The sequence below is a fragment of the Halomonas daqiaonensis genome, assembly GCF_900109725.1.
Taxonomy (GTDB): Bacteria; Pseudomonadota; Gammaproteobacteria; order Pseudomonadales; family Halomonadaceae; genus Halomonas; species Halomonas daqiaonensis.
The window spans coordinates 164,531-183,807 of record NZ_FOBC01000001.1 but is presented as its reverse complement, the minus strand read 5'-3'; the positions used below and the strand labels follow the sequence as shown (position 1 = coordinate 183,807).

Below are 19,277 nucleotides of genomic sequence, written 5' to 3'. Positions count from 1 at the left end.
GCGATGCGGCGTGCCCATCAGTCACGATACTCGTCGATGCTCGGGCAGGAGCAGATCAGCTGGCGGTCGCCGAAGACGTTGTCGACCCGGTTCACCGCCGGCCAGACCTTGGCGGACTTGACCGCCTCGGAGGGGAAGGCGCCGAGCTCGCGGCTATAGGGACGCGCCCAGCTGTCGTCCCTCAGGTCGGCCATGGTGTGCGGGGCATTGACCAGCGGGTTGTCGTCCGCTGGCCAGTCGCCGCGCTGTACGCACGCGACCTCCTCGCGGATACGGATCATGGCGTCGCAGAAGCGGTCGATCTCGTAGCGCGATTCCGACTCCGTAGGCTCGATCATCAGCGTGCCGGGTACCGGGAAGGACATGGTCGGGGCGTGGAAGCCGTAGTCCATCAGGCGCTTGGCGATGTCCTCCTCGCTGACGCCGGACTCGGCCTTGAGCGGGCGGATGTCAATGATGCACTCGTGGGCCACGGTGCCGTTCCTGCCCTTGAAGAGAACCGGGTAGTGTTCCTCGAGCCGGCGAGCGATGTAGTTGGCGTTGAGGATCGCCAGCTCGGTGGCCTCGCGCAGTCCGCGCGCACCCATCATCTTGATGTAGGCCCAGGAGATCGGCAGGATCGATGCCGAGCCGAAGGGCGCCGCCGAGACCGCACCACTGCTCGCCTCGACACCGTCCAAGGGGATCACCACGTGGTTGGCGACGAAAGGTGCCAGATGAGCCTTGACGCCGATCGGTCCCATGCCCGGGCCGCCGCCGCCGTGGGGAATACAGAAAGTCTTGTGCAGGTTGAGATGCGATACATCGCCGCCGAAATCGCCGGGGCGGGTCAGGCCCACCTTGGCATTCATGTTGGCGCCGTCGATATACACCTGGCCGCCGTGCTCATGCACGATGTCGCACACCTCGCGCACACTCTCCTCGAAGACCCCGTGGGTAGAGGGGTAGGTGATCATGATCGCCGAGAGGGCGTCGCTGTGCTTCTCGGACTTGGCACGCAGGTCGCCGAGGTCGATGTTGCCGTCGCTGTCACACTCCACCACTACGACCTTCATCCGCGCCATGGCGGCGGAAGCCGGGTTGGTGCCGTGGGCCGAGCTGGGGATCAGGCAGACGTCGCGGTGCCCCTCGCCCTCGGCGGCCTGATAACGACGGATCGCCACCAGGCCGGCATACTCGCCCTGGGCGCCAGAGTTGGGCTGCATGGAGATGTGGTCGTAGCCGGTGACTTCCACCAGGAAGGCGGCCAGCTCGTCGATCATCTGCCGGTAGCCGGCCACCTGGTCGCGGGGCGCGAAGGGGTGGATGCGTGCGAACTCCGGCCATGAGATGGGGATCATCTCGCTGGTGGCGTTTAGCTTCATGGTGCACGAGCCTAGCGGGATCATCGCGTGGACCAGCGACAGGTCCTTGTTCTCGAGGCGCTTTAGGTAACGCAGCATCTCCGTTTCGCTGTGGTAGCGGCTGAAGGTCGGATGGGTCAGGAAGTCCGACTCGCGCCGGCAGGCTGCCGGGATGCCGCTGGTGCCGGCCGCGATCACGCTCTCGTCGAGCTCGCGAACCGAGAGGCCGTGTTCCTCGCCGAGCAGCACATCGAACAGCACGTCCACATCATGGGCGGTGGTGGTCTCGTCGAGGCTCAGGCCCACGTCGCCACCCTCAAAGTAGCGCAGGTTGAGGTCGTGGGTCATGGCCCGGCCGTGGAGCTTGCCGGCATCCACGCCAGTCAGGCGCAGGGTGTCGAACCAGCTGTCGTGGACCATGGCGACACCCTTGGCCTTGAGCCCCTCGGCGAGGATCGTGGTCAGGCGGTGGATGCGCGAGGCGATGGTGCGCAAGCCCTCGGCGCCATGGTAGACGGCGTAGAAGCCGGCGATGTTGGCCAGCAGCGCCTGGGCGGTGCAGATGTTGGAGGTGGCCTTCTCGCGACGGATGTGCTGCTCGCGGGTCTGCATGGCCATGCGCAGCGCCGTGTTGCCGCGGCTGTCCTTCGAGACGCCGATGATGCGCCCGGGAATCGAGCGCTTGAGCTTTTCGGTGGTGGCGAAGAAGGCGGCATGCGGGCCGCCGTAGCCCATGGGCACGCCGAAGCGCTGCGAGGAGCCCACCACCATGTCGGCCCCGAGGGCCCCCGGCTCCTTGAGCAGCACCAGGCCCATGAGATCGGCAGCCACGCAGGTCATCACGCCGCGCTCTCGAGCCATAGCGAGCAGCGGCGCCAGGTCGCCGACTCGTCCGCTGTCGCCCGGGTACTGCAGCAGGGCGCCAAAAACCTCATGCTTGGCGAGTTCCTCAGCCGGGCCTACCACCAGCTCGAAGCCGAACCAGGCGGCGCGGGTGCGCACCACATCGAGGGTCTGGGGGAAGACATCCTCGGCGACGAAGAAGGTGTCGCTGCTGGCCTTCTTGTTGGCGCGCTTGCAGAGCGCCATGGCCTCGGCGGCGGCTGTCGCCTCGTCGAGCAGCGAGGCGTTGGCCAGCTCCATGCCGGTGAGGTCCATGACCGTCTGCTGGAAGTTGAGCAGGCCCTCCAGGCGACCCTGGGAGATCTCCGGTTGATAGGGCGTATAAGCGGTGTACCAGCCGGGGTTCTCCAGCACGTTACGTTGGATCACCGTCGGCAGGTGGGTGTCATAGTAGCCCTGACCGATGTAGCTCTTGACGACCCGGTTCTGGCGGGCCAGGCGCTGCAGGTAGTCCAGGGCCTCGGCCTCACTCTTCGGCGGGTCGAGGTCCAGCTCTCGACCCAGCCGGATGCCGGCGGGGACGGTGGCTTCGATCAGCGCAGGCAGGCTCTCCATGCCCAGGGTGGCGAGCATGTCGTCCACGTCGGTGCCGGCCAGTCCGTTGTGGCGTTTAAGGAAGGCATCATGAGCGGCCAGATCGGCCAGGCGGCGGTTGTCGAAAGCCATTGAACACCCTGTGTGCGTGACGGGGCCTCGCCCCGGGGATCGTTGAAAGAGGACGGCCCCGTCATGGGCGGGGCCGGGCGTGTTGCCTCGTCGCATCAACGGCCTGGCTCGACCTGGCCGGTCTCGACGAGGACGTCACGGGTGAGGATCACTCTTCAGCGGCGGCCACTGCCTGATAGGCATCCGCGTCGAGCAAATCATCGAGGGCGCTGGCTTCTTCCAGGCGAACCTTCATGAGCCAACCATCCTCGTAGGGCGACTCGTTGACGGTTTCGGGGGCGTCCTCGAGGGTCTCGTTGACCTCTAGGATCTCGCCGGCCACCGGTGCGTAGAGGTCGGAAGCGGCCTTGACCGACTCGATGACGCCGAACTCGTCGCCCACGGCCAGGGTACGACCCACCTCGGGAAGCTCGACGAAGACCACGTCGCCCAACGCTTCCTGGGCATGATCGGTGATGCCGATGGTCACGGTGCCGTCGCCATTGTCGAGGACCCATTCATGGCTTTCGGCATAGCGCAGGTTGGCGGGGATAGAGCTCATCGTGATTTCCTATACGAAAAAGGTTTTCAGATTCGCGGATGCTAACGCCATTGGCGGCATTTGGCGAGTCTTCCCGGCGGGCCGAGGGCGCACATGGCGCTCCTCGGCCCGTTCACAGGGTGGTTCGCCGTGTCCGGTTCGTCCAGTGCCCGCCTTGCAGGGTATGTGCTGCTCTCTGTAGCGGTCCTTTTGTCGACGGGCAGCGTGGCATATCACGGTCGGGCCCCGGCGGCGCAGGTGGTCGCGATACCTGGCGTTACCCATCCTTGCTCCCTAGCGTTGTCGACAGTAGGCTTGCCGCGTTTCCGATCGTAAATAGGGAGCGACACCGCCCGAGGTGCCGCAGTGGTGTGTCGGCTGGCGCATCGGGCTGGTGCATCCATGGCAGGATCCGCTATCGTTAAGGCGTTCGGCCTGCCGATCTTTCGTCGAAGCCTGGCCCGCCCATGCCATTTCGCCTTTCTGAAAGTAAGGCGACATTGTGAGCGCATACCGGGTCTCAACCACAAGCGTGAATAAGGGAGATTCTCGTGGAAACCTTGAACAGTATCTTCGGTGCCATCAATGGCGTGGTGTGGGGGCCTTTGATGCTGATCCTGCTGCTGGGGGTGGGCCTTTACCTTCAGCTCGGCCTGAAGCTGATGCCGATCCGCAAGCTCGGCACCGGCTTCAAGCTGATGTGGCAGGGGCGTGATCGCAAACTGGCGCCGGGCGAGAAGAAGACGAAGGAAGAAGATGGCGAGATCTCGCCCTTCAATGCCCTGATGACGGCACTGTCCGCCACCATCGGCACCGGCAACATTGCCGGCGTGGCCACGGCAATCGCCCTGGGTGGCCCGGGTGCAGTGTTCTGGATGTGGATCACGGCCCTGGTGGGGATGGCGACAAAGTTCGCCGAGGCAGTGCTGGCAGTGCGGTACCGCGAAACCGACAGTACCGGCTACCATGTCGGTGGCCCGATGTTCTACATCAAGAACGGCCTGGGCAAGAAGTGGCTGTGGCTGGGCGGTGCCTTCGCCTTCTTCGGCGCAGTGGCCGCCTTCGGTATCGGTAACACGGTGCAGTCGAACTCCGTGGCGGATGCCCTGGACTCCACCTTCGGCTTTCCTCATTGGATCACCGGGGTGGTGATCATGGTGCTGGCCGGTGCCGTGATCCTCGGGGGCATCAAGCGTATCGCCAAGGTGGCGGGCAAACTGGTGCCGATCATGGGCATCCTCTACGTGCTGGCCGGCCTGGTCGTACTTGTTATCAACGCCGATCAGATCGGTGCGGCGTTCAGCATGATCTTCTACTATGCCTTCAACCCCCATGCGGCGATGGGTGGCTTCGCCGGTGCGGCGGTGATGGCGGCGATCCGCTTCGGCGTGGCGCGCGGCATCTTCTCGAACGAGGCTGGCCTGGGTAGCGCGCCTATTGCCCATGCGGCAGCACAGACCAAGAACCCGGTTCGTCAGGGTCTGATCGCCATGCTGGGCACCTTCATCGATACCATCATCGTCTGCTCCATTACTGCCTTGGTCATCCTGACGTCAGGCGTCTGGGAGACCGGCGAAGCGGGAGCGTCACTGACCGCGCTCTCCTTCGATGCGGCCCTGCCGGGCATGGGTAACGAGATCGTATCGCTGGCGCTGGCGGTGTTCGCCTTTACTACCATCCTGGGTTGGTCCTTCTACGGCGAGAAATGCTTCCAGTTCCTGTTCGGTACCCGCTCTATCACGCTCTACCGGGTGCTGTTCGTGCTGGCGATCCCGCTGGGTGCCATGGCACAACTGGGCTTCATCTGGCTGATGGCCGATACCTTCAATGCCATGATGGCCATTCCCAATCTGATCGCCCTGGCGCTGCTGTCGCCGGTGGTCTTCAAGCTGGCCCGTGACTACTTTGACGGCAAGGATATCCTGCCGGGTGAAGAACTCGACCACGATCAGCATTGATCGATGATTCAGGCCGACGAGAGGTGCCCTGCAGGGCACCTCTCTTGCGTTGGTCCCCAATTCATGGGAGATGACGACATGAGTGAACTCAAGCATACCCCCTTGCACACCCTGCACGTGGAGCTGGGGGCCAAGATGGTGCCCTTCGCCGGCTATGAGATGCCGGTGCAGTACCCGCTGGGGGTCAAGCGCGAGCACGAGCATACCCGTCGCGCCTGCGGGCTTTTCGATGTCTCCCATATGGGACAGATCCTGCTGAGCGGCCCGAATCCCGCCGAGGCACTGGAAACCCTGGTGCCGGCGGACATCGTCGGGCTCCCCGAGGGCATGCAGCGCTATGCGCTGTTCACTGCCGAGGAAGGCGGCATCCTCGACGACCTGATGGTGGTCAATGCCGGGGATCACCTCTATCTGGTAGTCAACGCCGCCTGCCGGGAACAGGATGCCGCCCACTTGCGCCGTGGCCTGCTCGACTACGAGGTGGAAGTGGTCGACCGAGGCCTGCTGGCGCTGCAGGGCCCGAAGGCAGCCGAGGTGATGCAGCGACTGTGCCCCGAGGCCTGCGAGATGGTCTTCATGCAGCATGGCCATTTTACCCTCGAGGGCATCGACGTCTGGGTCAGCCGCAGCGGTTATACCGGCGAGGACGGCTTCGAGATCTCGGTGGCTGCCGAAGATACCGAAGCGCTGGCGCGCCGCCTGTTAAAAGAAGACGAGGTCGAGGCGATCGGCCTGGGCGCTCGTGACTCGCTGCGCCTCGAGGCAGGGCTCTGCCTCTATGGTCACGATATCGATACCGAGACGACGCCGGTGGAAGCGGGGCTGATATGGGCCATCGGCAAACCACGTCGTCGCGGCGGCGAGCGTGCCGGCGGCTTCCCGGGTGCCGACCTGATACTGCACCAGGTAGCCGAGAAGGACCATCGCCGCAAGCGGGTGGGGCTGCTCGGTGAGGGCCGTGCCCCGGTGCGTGAAGGGGCCGAACTCTATGATACCGAGGGTCACCATGTGGGCCGCGTGACTTCGGGCGGCTTCGCCCCCAGTGTCGGCCAGCCGGTGGCGATGGGTTACGTGGCTATCGAGGCCAGCGAGGTCGGCACCACGGTGTATGCCGAGGTGCGCGGCAAACGCCTGCCGATGACGGTGAGCAAGATGCCCTTCGTCACCCCCGGCTACCATCGAGGTTGAGACGTATACTCCTTTTTATACCGTTATCACCTCTTCTAATGCTTTGCATCTATTCCGGACCAAGTTGGTCATTGGGTCACCCATAGCAAGAAGAGAAATCGAGAAATAACGTGTCAGGCAACAGGCGACCCCGGGTTTACCAGGCGGAAGGTCAGGCTGATGCGCATCCCGGGCAGTCGACGGGGCTGTAGGGCATGTTGCAACCTGTCCTGCACGCCGGCCCCCATCACCAGCAGGCTGTCGTGGGGCAGCCAGACATTGAAGGCCTCAGCCGAACGGTCCTTCCAGCGGAAGCGCAGCGGGCGTTCGGCCCCCAGGCTCACCGCGGCGATCAGCGGGTCCGGGCCAAGCTCCGGCTCGTCGTCGCTATGCCAGCCCATACGCTCCTCGCCGTCGGCATATCGATTGAGCAGCACGCTGTTGAAACGGGCCGAGAGGCCGGCATCGGCCAGGCGTCGGTTGACGGCTGCACGAATAGTCGAGACCGCGGGATGCCACGGCTCGGGCAGGAAGTCCCGGCCCGAATAGCGGTAACGGGCATCGGGATCGCCCATCCACAGCTGGCGTCGCGGGATCGGATGCTCGCGTCCATAAAGGCGCAGGGTCGGCCGTTGCCAGGCCAGCGCCTGGTCGAGTTGCGTCAGCAGTCGGGTCGCGGTGGGCTCGCCGAGCAGGCCGTTGAACAGGGTCAGGGCAGGCGAGTCGAGCAGGGGCTCGCCTTGCGGGTCGTATCCAGGGCGCATGGGGTCAGGATGCCAGCCCGACCAGGTGGCGGCCAACGGTATGCAGTCAGCCGGCCAATTGCAGGCTGATCAGGGCAAAGACCAGGCCGAGCAGGGCCCCGGCCGCGACATCGCTGATGTAGTGAAGCCCAAGGCCCACCCGCGACACGGCAATCAGCAGCGAGACAGGGACCAACCAAGGTAGCAGCCAGGGGGCATGGGCAGCGGTCAGCGTGCAGAACATCACCGCATGCATGGTATGGCCGCTGGGAAAGCTGTAGCGGTCCCGGGCGGGCTCGTTGCAGTGGATGATGCCGCTGAAGGTGATGAAGGGGCGCTCGCGACATAGCCGGGTCTTGAGCCACCGGTAGATGCCGATTGCCACCAGGGCCGTGGCGGTGTACTGGGCCATCCGCTGACCGCTACCGGCGGTATGGAGCAGCGGCTGGACGAGGATCAGTCCGACCCAGAGGGGCCAGTCCCCCAGCTTGCTGGAAAGGCGCAGCAGGGCCAGCCAAGGCGCGTGAACGTTGAAGCCGGCCAGGCGTTGGCAGAGCTGCCATTCGATGAGGTCGAGACGTTCAAACACGGCAGGCGGATGCGGCTTCATCGTGATGCTCCCGGGGTTGAGCCAGGGTGGCGAGGAAGGTATCGGCAATCGATGACCAGCGGTATGTCAAGGCGCGCTCCCTGGCGGCACGACCCAGACGGGCATAGCGGGCAGGCTGTTGGCAGAGGGCCGCGGCAGCCTCCCGGAAGCCGGCTTCGTCACCCACTGCCAGGCTGACACCGTTGAGGTCGTCGTCGATCAGCTCTGCGCCGGCAGCATGGCGGAAGGCCACGACGGCAAGACCACTGGCCATGGCCTCGAGCACTACATTGCCCCATGTCTCCGAGATCGAGGGGAAGACGAAGAGATCGGCACTGGCGTAGTGGCGAATCAGCGCATCCCGGTCGATGAAGCCGGTGAAGTGGGCCTGGGGCAGGGCGCGTTGCAATGTGTCCCGCCCTGGACCGTCGCCGACCACGACCAGGATGAGATCGGGGTGGGCAGCGAGCATCGTCGTGAAGGTGTCGCGCAGCAGGTCGAGGTTCTTCTCTGCGGCCAGGCGTCCCACATGCAGCGCCACCGGCCGGTGAGCGTCGCTGCCCCAGCGGGTGCGCAGATCCGGGTCACGATGGGCCGGCGAGAAGCGCTCACCATCGATACCACGGGCCATGACCCGCACGTTGGCGAAGCCCTGGTAGCTAAGTTCCCCGGTCTGGGCGTGGGTCGGTACCAGGGTGGCGGCCGTACGGTTATGGAAGTGGCGCAAGCGGCGCAGTACAAACGGTGCCAGCCAGGCCAGGCCATAGTCACGGCAGTAGTGGTCGAAGTTGGTATGCCAGCCGCTGACCACCGGAATACCCAGCCTTTCGGCGGCGCGCAGGGCCGACCAGCCCAACGGTCCCTGGGTGGCCAGGTAGACGGCCGACGGGCGCTGTTGCCTCCACAGGCATTCGATGGCCGCCGTGGCAGGCAGCCCGATGCGTACCTGGCGATAGCCCGGCAGGCCCAGACCCGGCACCCTGAGTTCCGCTTCCATGCCTTCGGCCCGCGGCACAGTCTTGTCAGCCGGTCGCGGGCGAATCAATTGAAGGGCCACACCTCGCCTGTGCAGTTCAGTACTGAGCTGACCGAGGGTATGGGCGACACCATTGATGTCGGGGGACCAGGTTTCGCTGACCAGGCAGATGCGCATGCGGTTCCTCTTGCGGTGGCAGGCCCGGAGAGGGCTGACACCAGCAAGGATGCCGAGGGGCAATGACAGTCGCGCGACACAGCGATGAACAACGCATGACGGCGAGTCGGGTTGGCAGGCTCGGCACAGGGGCCCGGCTACACCCTCAGCGCAGCACTCGGGCAGGGTCGATGGGCTTGCCACCATGGCGCATGTCGAAGAGCAGCCGTGGGCTGCCATCCTGCTGGCCGACCTCGCAGACCGGAGTCCCACGCTTGACCGACTCCCCGCTGCCCACCAGCGGCCTCGCACAGAGGGCATACACGCTCTGCAGGTTATTAGCATGGTGGACGATGACCACTTGGCCCAGCTGTCGCATGCTGTCGGCAAAGCGCACCTCGCCGTCGGCCACGACGCGGGCCCGGTTTCCCCGGCTGGTGGCCAGCAGCATGGGCTGCAGAGTGCCGCGGCCGTCGGCGCCAAAGGGACGCTCGATCCGGTAGTCGTCCAGCGGCCAGGGCCAGCCACGCGCGGAGGCGGGCAGGTTTCCCGGATCTGGCAGGCGCTTGCTTGCCGGCCGGCTAGCCTTGCTCGCGGTGTTGCCCCCACTGGCGTCCGTGGACGCCGCCTGCCGGCCCCCCAGCGGCACCTGGATCAACTGACCGACCCTCAGGCTGGTGGGCTCAATCCCTGGGTTCGCCGCCTGGATCCGGTCGGCGCGGCCGCCGAAGCGTCGGGCGATGGCAGTGTAGGTGTCCCCAGGGCGCACCCGATAGCGGTAGGGGCCGCCGGAAGGGGCGCGCTCGTCACGGTCGGGGACCATCACGCGCTGGCCGACGGCCAGACGCCTAGCATCGACGCCGGGGTTGAAGCGTTCCAGGCGCACCAAGGGCACGTCGGCGCGGTTGGCGATCTCGCCTAGGGTATCGCCGCGCTGGATGGTGATCCACTGGCCGGCGATTTGCCTGTCCGGGCGGCTATCTCCTGCGCCTCCGGCGCAGCCGACCAGCAGCGTACTGACCAGCATAAGGGTCAGCGCGAGGCGTCGAGCCGGCGATCCTTGTCCTGCCACAGGGCGTTTAGCCATGACTGGAAGCGTTCCTTGTAGTCCGTGTCGTCGTGATAGTCGCCTTCGAGCATCCAGGCAGGAACCGCTAAGTGTCGAGCTTTCAGCCGCACCAGTCCCTCACGGCCACAGAGGAAGCCCCAGAAACTGGGGGCGGGATTCTCGTAGTCCAAGGTGACGTCCAGTATACCGCCGAGGCGATCACCGAGCAGGCCCATCACCTGGGCGATGCCACCGGCGCGGGGCCTCAGCAGATGGCGGTAGGGGGCGCCCTGAGCGGCCTGCTTGGCAGTGGTGAAGCGGGTGCCCTCGACAAAGTTGTAGATGGCGATAGGACGCTCGCGGGCGTGACGGCACATGCGCTCGGTGGCCTCGCGGTCGCGCCGTGCCAGCTGCGGGTTGCGCTCGCGTTGCGCGCGAGTCAGGCGGCGCAGCATGGGGAATTCCATGGCCCAGAAGGCCAGGCCGACAATGGGGATCCAGATCAGTTGGCGCTTGACGAAGAAGTGGGGCATGGGAATTCGCCGATGCAGGGCGAAGAACAGCAGGAAGATATCGGTCCAGCTGCGATGGTTCGAGATGACCAGCCACCACTGGTCGCAGGACAATCCTTCGGGCAGTGTTATTTCCAGCCGTGGCCTCAGCCAGTGGCGCATCCACCAGAGGTTGCTGCCCACCCAGTTGAGGGCCACCCAGTTGAGCGCCGTCAGTACTCGTCGCCGCAGCCGGCGCCCCGGCGTCATCAGCTTGACCAGGGTGAGCAGGATCAGCGGGATCCCCCAGGCGAGGGTAGTGAATGTCAGCAGCAGGATGCTGACGAGCCCCCTGAGGGTCGGCATGCCTGTCTCCTCGGCCGGTTTCATGTGCCGTCCATGCTAATGGATCGACCGCGGGCTGCCCAGCGGCCGGGGTCAACGTCCCGGTGCCAGACCAGGCGTGCGAATGGTCTCGGCGAGTACCTCCTGCAGCGCCAGGGCAGCCACTGAGAGCTCATGGTTGTTCCAGGTCAGCACGCCGACGTCGCGTTCGATGATTGGGTCATCCAGGGGTACGCAGACGGCGCCGAGCTCCTGCATCTGGGCGATACACAGCGACGGGACCGCGCTGACGCCCAGGCCGCTGGCAACCATGCGTCCCACGGTGGCCAGCTGGTGGCACTCGAAGGCGGCGGGCAAGGTCAGGCCGCGACTCTCCAACTGCTGCTCCAGCAGTCGGCGCACCATGGAGGGGCGTTGCAGGGTGATGAAGTCGCGGGTCATCAGCGTCGGCCAGCCCAGTCGGGAGCGCTCGGCCAGGCGTGACTCGGCCGGCACCACGGCGACGAAGCGATCGCGGAACAGCGGCGTGAAGGAGAGGCTGCCGGTGGCTTCCGGCTCGAACACCAGCCCCAGCTCGACCTGGCGAGCACGCACCATCTCGATTACCTGCTCGTTGATCACATCATGGACCGTGACATTGACGCGCGGATGGCGCTGGCGGAACACCCGCAGGGCCGGTGGCAGCAGGTTGCTGGCAAAGGAGGGCATAGTAGCCACCGCCAGGCGGCCGAGCTGGAGGGTGAAGCGCTGGCGCAGCAACTCCTCGGTATTGTCCCATTCGGCGATCAGCCGCTTGGCCAGAGGCACCAGTGACTCGCCCTCCGGGGTAAGCCGAACGCTGCGGGTGCTGCGGATCAGCAGGCGGCCGCCCAGGCTCTCCTCGAGCCCCTTGATCGCCAGGCTCAATGCCGGCTGGGAGAGGTGAAGGTGTTCGCAGGCCTGAGTGAAGCTCAGGGTCCGGGCCACGGCGAGGAAGGCGCGCAGTTGCTTGACGGTCATGGCATGCTACCAAGGTCAAATTCATGAGCTGAGTAAATCAATCAATAAATAAAACAAACTTAACAAATATATTGGCAGCGGCAACACTGGACTGACATTCTGCTCATTCGCTCCACAACGATTTATTCACTCCACAACAACGCGAGGCGCCACTATGGCCGGATTCGACAAGCGTGTGTACTCCTACGAAGAGGCAATGGACGGTATCGAGAGCGGCATGACCGTGATCGCCGGCGGCTTCGGACTCTGCGGCATTCCCGAGAACCTGATCGCCGAGGTCAAGCGCCGCGGCGTCAAGGACCTGACGGTGTACTCCAATAACTGCGGCGTCGACGGCTTCGGCCTGGGCCTGCTGCTGGAGGATAAGCAGATTCGTCGTTTCTATGCCTCCTATGTCGGCGAGAACGCGCTCTTCGAACGACAGATGCTCGACGAGGAGATCGAGGTCATCCTCACCCCTCAGGGCACCCTGGCCGAGAAGATGCGCGCCGGTGGTGCCGGGATCCCCGCCTTCTATACCGCCACCGGTTACGGCACGCCGATTGGCGAGGGCAAGGAGGTCCGCGAGTTCAACGGCCGCCATTACATCCTCGAGGAGTCGGTGGTGGGGGACTTCGCCATCATCAAGGGCTGGAAGGCCGACCGCTACGGCAACGTCGTCTACCGCGACACCGCCCAGAACTTCAACCCCATGGCGGCCACCGCCGGCAGGATCACCGTGGTCGAAGTGGAGGAGATCGTCGAGCCCGGCGAGCTCAAGCCCGACCAGATCCACACCCCCGGCATCTACGTCGACCGCATCATCCAGGGCACCTTCGAGAAGCGCATCGAGAAGCGCACCGTACACCAGGGCTGAGCCCCGCTGCTTCCTTACGACCGCTTCTCCACCGAACACAAGAGGCAAGAAGATGGCACTGACTCGCGAACAGATGGCAATGCGCGTGGCGCGCGAACTCGAAGACGGTTTCTACGTCAACCTGGGCATCGGCATCCCAACCCTGGTGGCCAACTACATCCCCGACGGCATCGACGTCATGCTGCAGTCCGAGAACGGCCTGCTGGGCATGGGGCGTTTTCCCACCGAGGAAGAGCTCGACCCCGACATGATCAACGCCGGCAAGCAGACCGTCACCGCTCGGCCAGGCGCGGCGATCTTCAGCTCCGCGGAATCCTTCGCCATGATCCGCGGCGGTCACGTCGACCTGACAGTCCTCGGCGCCTTCGAGGTCGACCAGAACGGCAACATCGCGTCCTGGATGGTTCCCGGCAAGCTGATCAAGGGCATGGGTGGTGCCATGGACCTGGTGGCCGGCGCCGAGAATATCATCTGCACCATGACCCATGCCTCCAAGCATGGCGAGTCCAAGCTGCTCGAGAGCTGCAACCTGCCGCTGACCGGCGCGGGCTGCATCAACCGGGTGCTGACCGACCTCGCTTATCTGGAGATCAAGGATGGTGCCTTCCACCTCAAGGAGCGGGCGCCGGGCGTCTCCGTGGAGGAGATCAAGTCGCTGACCGCCGGCAAGCTTGTGGTGCCCGACCATGTCCCGGAGATGACCTTCGAGAATTGATCTTCTCTATGGCGACAAGGCATGCGGCCCGGACCAGTGTCCGGGCCGCTGTCGTTCGCGGCATCGGCTGCGGATCTGCCGAAAAACTGATCATTCCAGGGCAGGCCCTTTGGCGTCCCGCCCGGCTCGCCCTCCCGCTGAGATGATTCACAGCGTTATCCACAGATTCTGTGGATGATCGGGTCAGGATATCTCGCAGCGGGTATGGTGTGGCAACAGGAGCTCGGCGGCACGCTCCTGGTTGGCGCTGACCTGTTTCTGGACGAGGGATAGCCCGCCGAGGCCGACACGGTGCTCGTCGCCATCGGCAAAGGCCAGGCGACGCGAACTGGTGGCATAGAAGCGGTAGTCAAGCAGCGGCGAGACGGGGAAGAGGCCGTGATGGCGGTCGCTACTGCCGGTGAGACCAGCCTGCTGGAGCTGGTCGTCAAGCTCAGTGATATCGTGATCCAGGCGCTGGCAGTCGAAGCCGGCGTGATGGACCCGCGGCCCCATCACCGAGAGCCAGCCGGCCAACGGATGGGCTTGATGCAGGGCCTGATAAGTGCTCCAGTCGGGCATCGGCCAGGGGCGGCCATGACAGAGCAGAGCCTGGCTGCGGGCCTCGTGGGGGTCGGCATTGCCGACCAGCCGCTGGAGGCGCTCACGGGGGCGTCGCGACAGAGTGCCGAGCTGGAGCTCGGCGAGCAGTACCCAAGCCCCGTCGTCCGGTGCAGAGAGCAGGGTAGCAAGCAGGCCGCGATCGGCCATGCCGTAACGTTGCTGAGGGCGATACCCGAATCGCGCCAGGGTCGGCAGCAGGGCATCCATGGCCCAGGGTCCGTGGTTTAGCGTAAGGATCGCCAGGTATTCTGCCGGCGCCTCTACGGGCCATAGCCGCAGTCCGCCCACGTCCGGATGCTGGTGGATATAGTCCAGCCACAGCTGCTGGACGAACTCTTCCCGTTGCATCGTGCCTTGTCCCTCTGTCGTGATGCCCTGTGCGCGCCTGCACGCCGCCAGTATAGGCAGCGGGTCGGGAGCGGCATTCAACGCGGGGAAGACGTTCGTCGTAGCGGGGGCACCTCGGGGCGCGGCAGGTGTCGGGGATGATGAGGCCAGCGCGCCGGTATCAGTAGCGGTAGAAGGCTTGTGGTTCAGGTGGGGACAGTCAACAGCGCCTGATCACGTACGTTGGTTCAGGTGGGGACAGTCAACAGCGCCTGATCACGTACGTAGCGGTCGAATTCGGTGAAACCGCCGACATGCGTCTGGTCGATGAAGATCTGCGGCACGGTGTGAACCGGCTTGCCGATAGTCTTCTCCAGGTCGGCCTTGGTGATACCTTCGGCATGGATATCGACGTAGCGGTGACCCTCGATGGTACCGGCACTTTCGAGCTGGGCAGCTAGGGCCTTGGCACGGTCGCAGAAGGGGCAGGCGGGACGACCGAAGATGACGACGAACATGCAGCGACTCCTTGCACGGCAGGGTGCGTGAAGAGGGATCCGGGGTAAAAACGGCCGCTAGTGTGACGGAGCATGCGACGTTTCGCCAATAGTCGTCCCCTTGCAAGGTGATGGCAATCCACTATCGGGGCGTTCAGGTGTCGATATCCCCGGCATCGGCCCGGCGCAGCAGATCGCCGAGCTCGACATGAAGATCGGGGCTGGTCACCAGCAGGTTCTCTCCGTAGAGGTCTTCGGGAATTCCCGCCGGGCCGCGATAGAGGTGACCGGTACGGGCGCCTGCTTCCCGGGCAATCAGCCAGCCCGCGGCACAATCCCAAGGAGAGACACTCTCGTAGTAGGCATCCAGCCGACCACAGGCCACATCGCACAGGTCCAGGGCTGCAGAGCCGTTGCGGCGCACGTCCTGACAGTGGGCCAGCACGGCGGTGAGGCGACGCATCAGCGGCAGACGACTTTCGCGGCGATAGGGGAAGCCGGTGCCTACCAGAGCGTGGCTCAGGTTACCGGTACGGCTGGCATGGATCGCCTGGCCATTGCACCAGGCCCCCTGGCCGTCAAGCGCGGTGAAGGTCTCGCCGAGGAAGGGGGCATGCACCACCCCCAGGCGGGTGCGGCCCTGGTTGGCCCAGCCGATGGAGACCGCCACATGGCGCAGGCCATGGGCGAAGTTGACCGTGCCGTCGATGGGATCAACCACCCACAGCGCCCTCGGGCTGGACAGTGCCTCGCGACTCGGGGCCAGTTCCTCGCTGAGGCGTGCCTCTCCGGCGAAGTGCTGTTCAAGGCGCTCGCTGATGTGCGTATCCACCTCGATGTCGGTATCGGTGACTAACTCGTGGCCATGCTTGTAGCGTTGGCCGAAGACCTGACGCTCACGGGCTTCGACGATCATCCGGCCGGCCTCGTGGGCGATGTCGACGGCGAGCTCCAGTCGCTGGGCGGGTGTCATGGTGGCTCCTCGTCAGGAGAAAACGGCCTTGCATGCTATCAGCTCACCCTGCCCCTGCCGAATGCGAAGGCCAGAGTGCGAAGGTCTGGTGCGAAGGTCTGGTGCGAAGGAAATAGCATGGCGGCTATACTGGCGCCCCTTCCACGCCCCGGAGGACACCATGCAGGCCCTGACTGCCGACCAGTATGCCCGGCTGCGCCAGCTGGCCGAGGCCTGGAATCGCTACCACCTGAAGGCCGCCAAGCGTGAGCCCCACTTCAACCCCCGGTTGGGGGTGGATGCCCTCTGTTTCCAGCGCCACCGGATCGAGGACGGCTGCAGGGGACTGCTGGGTGCACTGGTCACACCCGTCTCGCTCTCGCTGGTCCTGGTCATCGACGAAGTGACTGCTCCGCGGCCGCTGACAGGGGACCTTACGCTGGCACTGCCCTCCGGTCGCTATCCCTTCATGTTCGAAACCCTGGGGGAAGCGGATGGGTGGTGGCGTTGCGAGCTTCTCGACGACCTCTCGGATGTCGGTTCCCTCCAGAAGGGCAGTCGTCTCGCCCAGCAACTCATGGAGCGTGTCATGACGTCGGCGTGATGAGCCCTTGGGCGGATGACGCGCTGCGTCATCCACCTTATGCTGGAGGCGGATATCGACAACATCACCCCGGTCCCATGAGGGGCCTGCCCGGGTTCCAGCCCGGTTCACAGGACAAAGGAGTCACGCATGACCGCCAACGCTTCCATCCCTCGCGTCGCCATGATCACCGGCACCAGTAGCGGTATCGGCGAAGCCGTGGTCCGCCATTTCTGCGAACAGGGTCACCAGGTCCTTGCCGTGGACTTCAACCCGGCGGGTAAGGAGATCGCCGAGCAGGCGGGTGCCGCCTTCTTCCAGGCCGATCTGACCGACGGTGAGGCCTGCAAGGCGGCGGTGGGCGAGGCGATCAAGCGCTTCGGGCGTGTCGACATCCTGGTCAACAACGCCGGCATCCAGCATGTCTCGCCCATCGAGGACTTCCCGGAAACGAAGTGGCGCCAGATCATCGACCTGATGCTCACCGCCCCCTTCCTGCTCACCCAGGCCGCTTGGCCCTCCATGCGCGAGAACGGCTGGGGACGCATCATCAATATTGCCTCGGTTCATGCCCAGGTGGCCTCACCGGGCAAGTCGGCCTACATCAGCGCCAAACACGGCATGATCGGCCTGACCAAGACCGCGGCGCTGGAAGGCGGCAGCCAAGGCATTACCGCCAACGCCATCTGCCCCGCCTACGTCAAGACGCCACTGGTCGACAACCAGATCGCCGACCAGGCGAAGATGCACGGCATGGAGGAGCAGGAGGTGATCGAGAACATCATGCTCAAGAATGCGGCTGTCAAGCGCCTTATCGAGCCCGCCGAGGTAGCCGAGCTGGTCGGCTATTTGGCCTCCGACCTCGCTGGCGCCGTCACCGGGTCCAGCTGGAACATCGACCTGGGCTGGACGGCGCAATAACCGGGCTTACCGTCGCACCGGCCGCTTCTGCAGCTTGCGCTGCAGGGTACGTCGGTGCATGCCCAGCGCCCTGGCGGTTGCCGAGATGTTGCCGTCGTGCTCCTGCAGTACCTTCTGGATATGCTCCCAGGTGATGCGGTTGATCGAGGGTGGATTGTCGGCCACCTCGGTCTCCGGATCGCCCTCCTCCCGTGATAACGCCATCAGCACTTCTTCGGCATCCGCCGGCTTGCAAAGATAGTTGACTGCACCCAGCTTGATTGCCTCCACTGCGGTAGCGATGCTCGAGTAGCCGGTCAGCACCACCACCCGGCAGTTCGGTACGACCTCAAGCAATTCCGGCAGCAGCTTCAGCCCCGACTCGTTCTCCAGCTTGAGGTCCAGTGTGGCCAACTGGGGCTGGTGGCGGCGTGCCAGGGAGAGGGCCTGGGCGGCGTCATGGGCGACGAGCACCTCGAAGCCACGGCGGCTCAGGGCGCGGTCGAGCACATGGCAGAACATCTCGTCGTCGTCGATGATCAGCAGGCGTTCGGCGGTTTCTTGCATGGTGTCCTCGCAGGCGGGCGCGGCATCCTGCTGCCGTCGGGTGTCAGGGTCGAGGCTGGCTGCGCGGCAAGGTCACTTCTGTCAGGGTGCCGCCCTCGGGATGATTGTACAGGCTGACGCCGCCCCCGAAGCGGTTGATAGTGGCGTGGGTCAGAAAGAGACCGATGCCCAGTCCCTTGCTCTTGGTAGAGATGAAGGTCTCGCCCAACTGGTCGGCGATGGACATCGCCACGCCGGGTCCGTGATCGCGGATATCGATGATCACCTCGTCGCGGTTCCAGTCGAGCCGGATGGAGATATCGTCCGGGTTGGCATCGGCGGCGTTGTTGAGCAGGTTGGTCAGTGCCTGGTCGAGCGTGGCATCCACCGCCAGCCAGGGGGGGCCGCGCCGTTCGGCGATCTCCAGATGGTGGCTGACATCGGGGCGCAGCACCAGCCAGCGCTGTACCACCCCGGCCAGCCAGGCCTGGGCGTCGTGGACCTCGGGTTCGGCCATGCGACTGCGGTCGGCGTTCTCCACCAAGTGGCGCAACCGCGACTTGCAGGTGTCGACCTGTTGACGCAACAGCTCGATGTCCCGGGTCAATGCCGGCTGGTCCCTGGCGTCCTTGCGCATCTCGCCGAGCAGTACCGCCATGGTGGAGAGCGGCGTGCCCAACTCGTGGGCCGTCCCTGCCGCCTGGGTAGCCACGGCCAGCACCTGCTCGTTGCGCAAGGCGGCCTCGCGGGTACGCGAGAGTGCCTGGTCGCGACTGCGCAGGGCGTGGGCCATCTTGTAGATGAAGAAGGTGACGAGACCTGCCGAAAGCCCGAAGTTGAGCCACATGCCCAGCACGTGAAGGCTGAGAGTTGCCCCGCCTTGGCCCTGGGCGAATTGCGGTACCGGTTGATAGGCCATCATCAGGAAGCTGTAGGCGGCCATGGAGGCGGCGGCGACCACCCAGGCGTGCCGCCACGGGAGGGTCGCCGCGGCGATGGTGACCGGCACCAGATAGTAGTTGATGAAGGGATTGTGGGAGCCGCCGGTAAAGTAGAACAGCAGCGTCAGGCCTGTCACGTCGATCAGCAGGTGAGCCAGATATTCGACGTGGGTCACCGCCCGCGGGCGGCCCAGGCGCCACCAGGTGGCGATGTTGATCGCCCCCATGGCGATAATCACAGCAATCACCGCAGGCACTTCAAGCGAGAAGCCCAGCAGTTCGATGCCGATGATGATCGCGGCCAGGAAGCCGGTCCAGGTGATGCCACGCACGATGGTCAGCCGCACCAGATTGCGGTTGGGCGTGGAGAGCGGCAAGGGCAGGGCGGCTGGCATGACGACTCCGTCAGGTGGTCAGGCCCGATGGTACTCGATCATGGGGAGCCTTTGCCCG

General features: G+C 65.0%; 19 protein-coding genes. 6 read left to right on the top strand and 13 right to left on the bottom strand.

The genetic code is table 11. The annotated features are described in order from the left end of the window. Positions 1 to 17: 17 nt before the first annotated feature. The gene (gene gcvP / locus BMY30_RS00870) at positions 18 to 2,912 is read right to left on the bottom strand and encodes an aminomethyl-transferring glycine dehydrogenase (RefSeq protein WP_089709759.1); all 2,895 of its coding nucleotides are present in this window, start codon (positions 2,910 to 2,912) and stop codon (positions 18 to 20) included. 148 nt (positions 2,913 to 3,060) lie between these two features. Then, positions 3,061 to 3,453, bottom strand: a complete 393-nt coding sequence (gcvH, locus tag BMY30_RS00865) for a glycine cleavage system protein GcvH (RefSeq protein ID WP_089709758.1) — start codon at positions 3,451 to 3,453, stop codon at positions 3,061 to 3,063. 530 nt (positions 3,454 to 3,983) lie between these two features. Between gcvH and BMY30_RS00860 the strand changes: the two genes are divergently transcribed. Further along, the gene (locus BMY30_RS00860; RefSeq protein ID WP_089709757.1) at positions 3,984 to 5,390 is read left to right on the top strand and encodes an alanine/glycine:cation symporter family protein; all 1,407 of its coding nucleotides are present in this window, start codon (positions 3,984 to 3,986) and stop codon (positions 5,388 to 5,390) included. Between the two features lie 78 nt (positions 5,391 to 5,468). Continuing rightward, complete coding sequence (gene gcvT / locus BMY30_RS00855) at positions 5,469 to 6,578, top strand: glycine cleavage system aminomethyltransferase GcvT (RefSeq protein ID WP_089709756.1); 1,110 nt, start codon at positions 5,469 to 5,471, stop codon at positions 6,576 to 6,578. A 113-nt stretch (positions 6,579 to 6,691) separates the two neighbouring features. On the opposite strand, the gene BMY30_RS00850 is transcribed toward gcvT, so the two are convergent. The 6 genes from BMY30_RS00850 to BMY30_RS00825 all read right to left on the bottom strand — a co-directional run bounded on the left by BMY30_RS00850 (position 6,692) and on the right by BMY30_RS00825 (position 11,904). Further along, on the bottom strand, positions 6,692 to 7,321 hold the full coding sequence (locus BMY30_RS00850) for an alpha-ketoglutarate-dependent dioxygenase AlkB family protein (protein WP_089709755.1): 630 nt from the start codon (positions 7,319 to 7,321) through the stop codon (positions 6,692 to 6,694). Between the two features lie 46 nt (positions 7,322 to 7,367). Further along, the gene (locus BMY30_RS00845) at positions 7,368 to 7,910 is read right to left on the bottom strand and encodes a phosphatase PAP2 family protein (RefSeq protein WP_089709754.1); all 543 of its coding nucleotides are present in this window, start codon (positions 7,908 to 7,910) and stop codon (positions 7,368 to 7,370) included. Then, positions 7,882 to 9,042: a glycosyltransferase family 4 protein gene (locus tag BMY30_RS00840; protein ID WP_089709753.1), complete on the bottom strand. Its 1,161-nt coding sequence runs from the start codon at positions 9,040 to 9,042 to the stop codon at positions 7,882 to 7,884. The genes BMY30_RS00845 and BMY30_RS00840 overlap by 29 nt, the downstream gene beginning before the upstream one ends. A 145-nt stretch (positions 9,043 to 9,187) precedes the next feature. Then, the gene (locus BMY30_RS00835; protein WP_089709752.1) at positions 9,188 to 10,108 is read right to left on the bottom strand and encodes a LysM peptidoglycan-binding domain-containing protein; all 921 of its coding nucleotides are present in this window, start codon (positions 10,106 to 10,108) and stop codon (positions 9,188 to 9,190) included. Continuing rightward, positions 10,054 to 10,926, bottom strand: a complete 873-nt coding sequence (locus BMY30_RS00830) for an acyltransferase (RefSeq protein ID WP_089709751.1) — start codon at positions 10,924 to 10,926, stop codon at positions 10,054 to 10,056. The genes BMY30_RS00835 and BMY30_RS00830 overlap by 55 nt, the downstream gene beginning before the upstream one ends. A gap of 72 nt (positions 10,927 to 10,998) precedes the next feature. Then, positions 10,999 to 11,904: a LysR family transcriptional regulator gene (locus BMY30_RS00825; RefSeq protein ID WP_089709750.1), complete on the bottom strand. Its 906-nt coding sequence runs from the start codon at positions 11,902 to 11,904 to the stop codon at positions 10,999 to 11,001. Positions 11,905 to 12,058: 154 nt separating this feature from the next. Here BMY30_RS00825 and BMY30_RS00820 point away from each other — a divergent pair, with 154 nt between their 5' ends. After that, the gene (locus BMY30_RS00820) at positions 12,059 to 12,760 is read left to right on the top strand and encodes a CoA transferase subunit A (protein WP_089709749.1); all 702 of its coding nucleotides are present in this window, start codon (positions 12,059 to 12,061) and stop codon (positions 12,758 to 12,760) included. 52 nt (positions 12,761 to 12,812) lie between these two features. After that, complete coding sequence (locus tag BMY30_RS00815) at positions 12,813 to 13,475, top strand: CoA transferase subunit B (RefSeq protein ID WP_089709748.1); 663 nt, start codon at positions 12,813 to 12,815, stop codon at positions 13,473 to 13,475. A gap of 183 nt (positions 13,476 to 13,658) precedes the next feature. Here BMY30_RS00815 and BMY30_RS00810 read toward each other — a convergent pair whose 3' ends face one another. From BMY30_RS00810 to BMY30_RS00800, 3 genes are all read right to left on the bottom strand, one after another. Beyond that, positions 13,659 to 14,426: a VOC family protein gene (locus tag BMY30_RS00810; protein ID WP_089709747.1), complete on the bottom strand. Its 768-nt coding sequence runs from the start codon at positions 14,424 to 14,426 to the stop codon at positions 13,659 to 13,661. Between the two features lie 227 nt (positions 14,427 to 14,653). After that, positions 14,654 to 14,923 (bottom strand): GrxA family glutaredoxin, encoded by a 270-nt coding sequence (locus BMY30_RS00805; RefSeq protein WP_089709746.1) that lies wholly within the window; start codon positions 14,921 to 14,923, stop codon positions 14,654 to 14,656. A 133-nt stretch (positions 14,924 to 15,056) separates the two neighbouring features. After that, positions 15,057 to 15,875, bottom strand: a complete 819-nt coding sequence (locus BMY30_RS00800) for an inositol monophosphatase family protein (protein ID WP_089709745.1) — start codon at positions 15,873 to 15,875, stop codon at positions 15,057 to 15,059. A 160-nt stretch (positions 15,876 to 16,035) separates the two neighbouring features. On the opposite strand from BMY30_RS00800, the gene hybE reads away from it, so the two are divergent. Continuing rightward, entirely contained in the window at positions 16,036 to 16,458 is a 423-nt protein-coding gene (hybE, locus tag BMY30_RS00795) for a [NiFe]-hydrogenase assembly chaperone HybE (RefSeq protein ID WP_170840033.1), read from the top strand. Positions 16,459 to 16,587: 129 nt separating this feature from the next. Beyond that, complete coding sequence (locus BMY30_RS00790; RefSeq protein ID WP_089709744.1) at positions 16,588 to 17,358, top strand: 3-hydroxybutyrate dehydrogenase; 771 nt, start codon at positions 16,588 to 16,590, stop codon at positions 17,356 to 17,358. A 6-nt stretch (positions 17,359 to 17,364) separates the two neighbouring features. Here BMY30_RS00790 and BMY30_RS00785 read toward each other — a convergent pair whose 3' ends face one another. Both BMY30_RS00785 and BMY30_RS00780 read right to left on the bottom strand, forming a co-directional pair. Next, a complete protein-coding gene (locus BMY30_RS00785; protein WP_089709743.1) occupies positions 17,365 to 17,904 on the bottom strand; it encodes a response regulator transcription factor in 540 nt (179 codons plus the stop codon). A gap of 43 nt (positions 17,905 to 17,947) precedes the next feature. Continuing rightward, the gene (locus BMY30_RS00780) at positions 17,948 to 19,219 is read right to left on the bottom strand and encodes an ATP-binding protein (RefSeq protein WP_089709742.1); all 1,272 of its coding nucleotides are present in this window, start codon (positions 19,217 to 19,219) and stop codon (positions 17,948 to 17,950) included. Positions 19,220 to 19,277 lie beyond the last annotated feature (58 nt).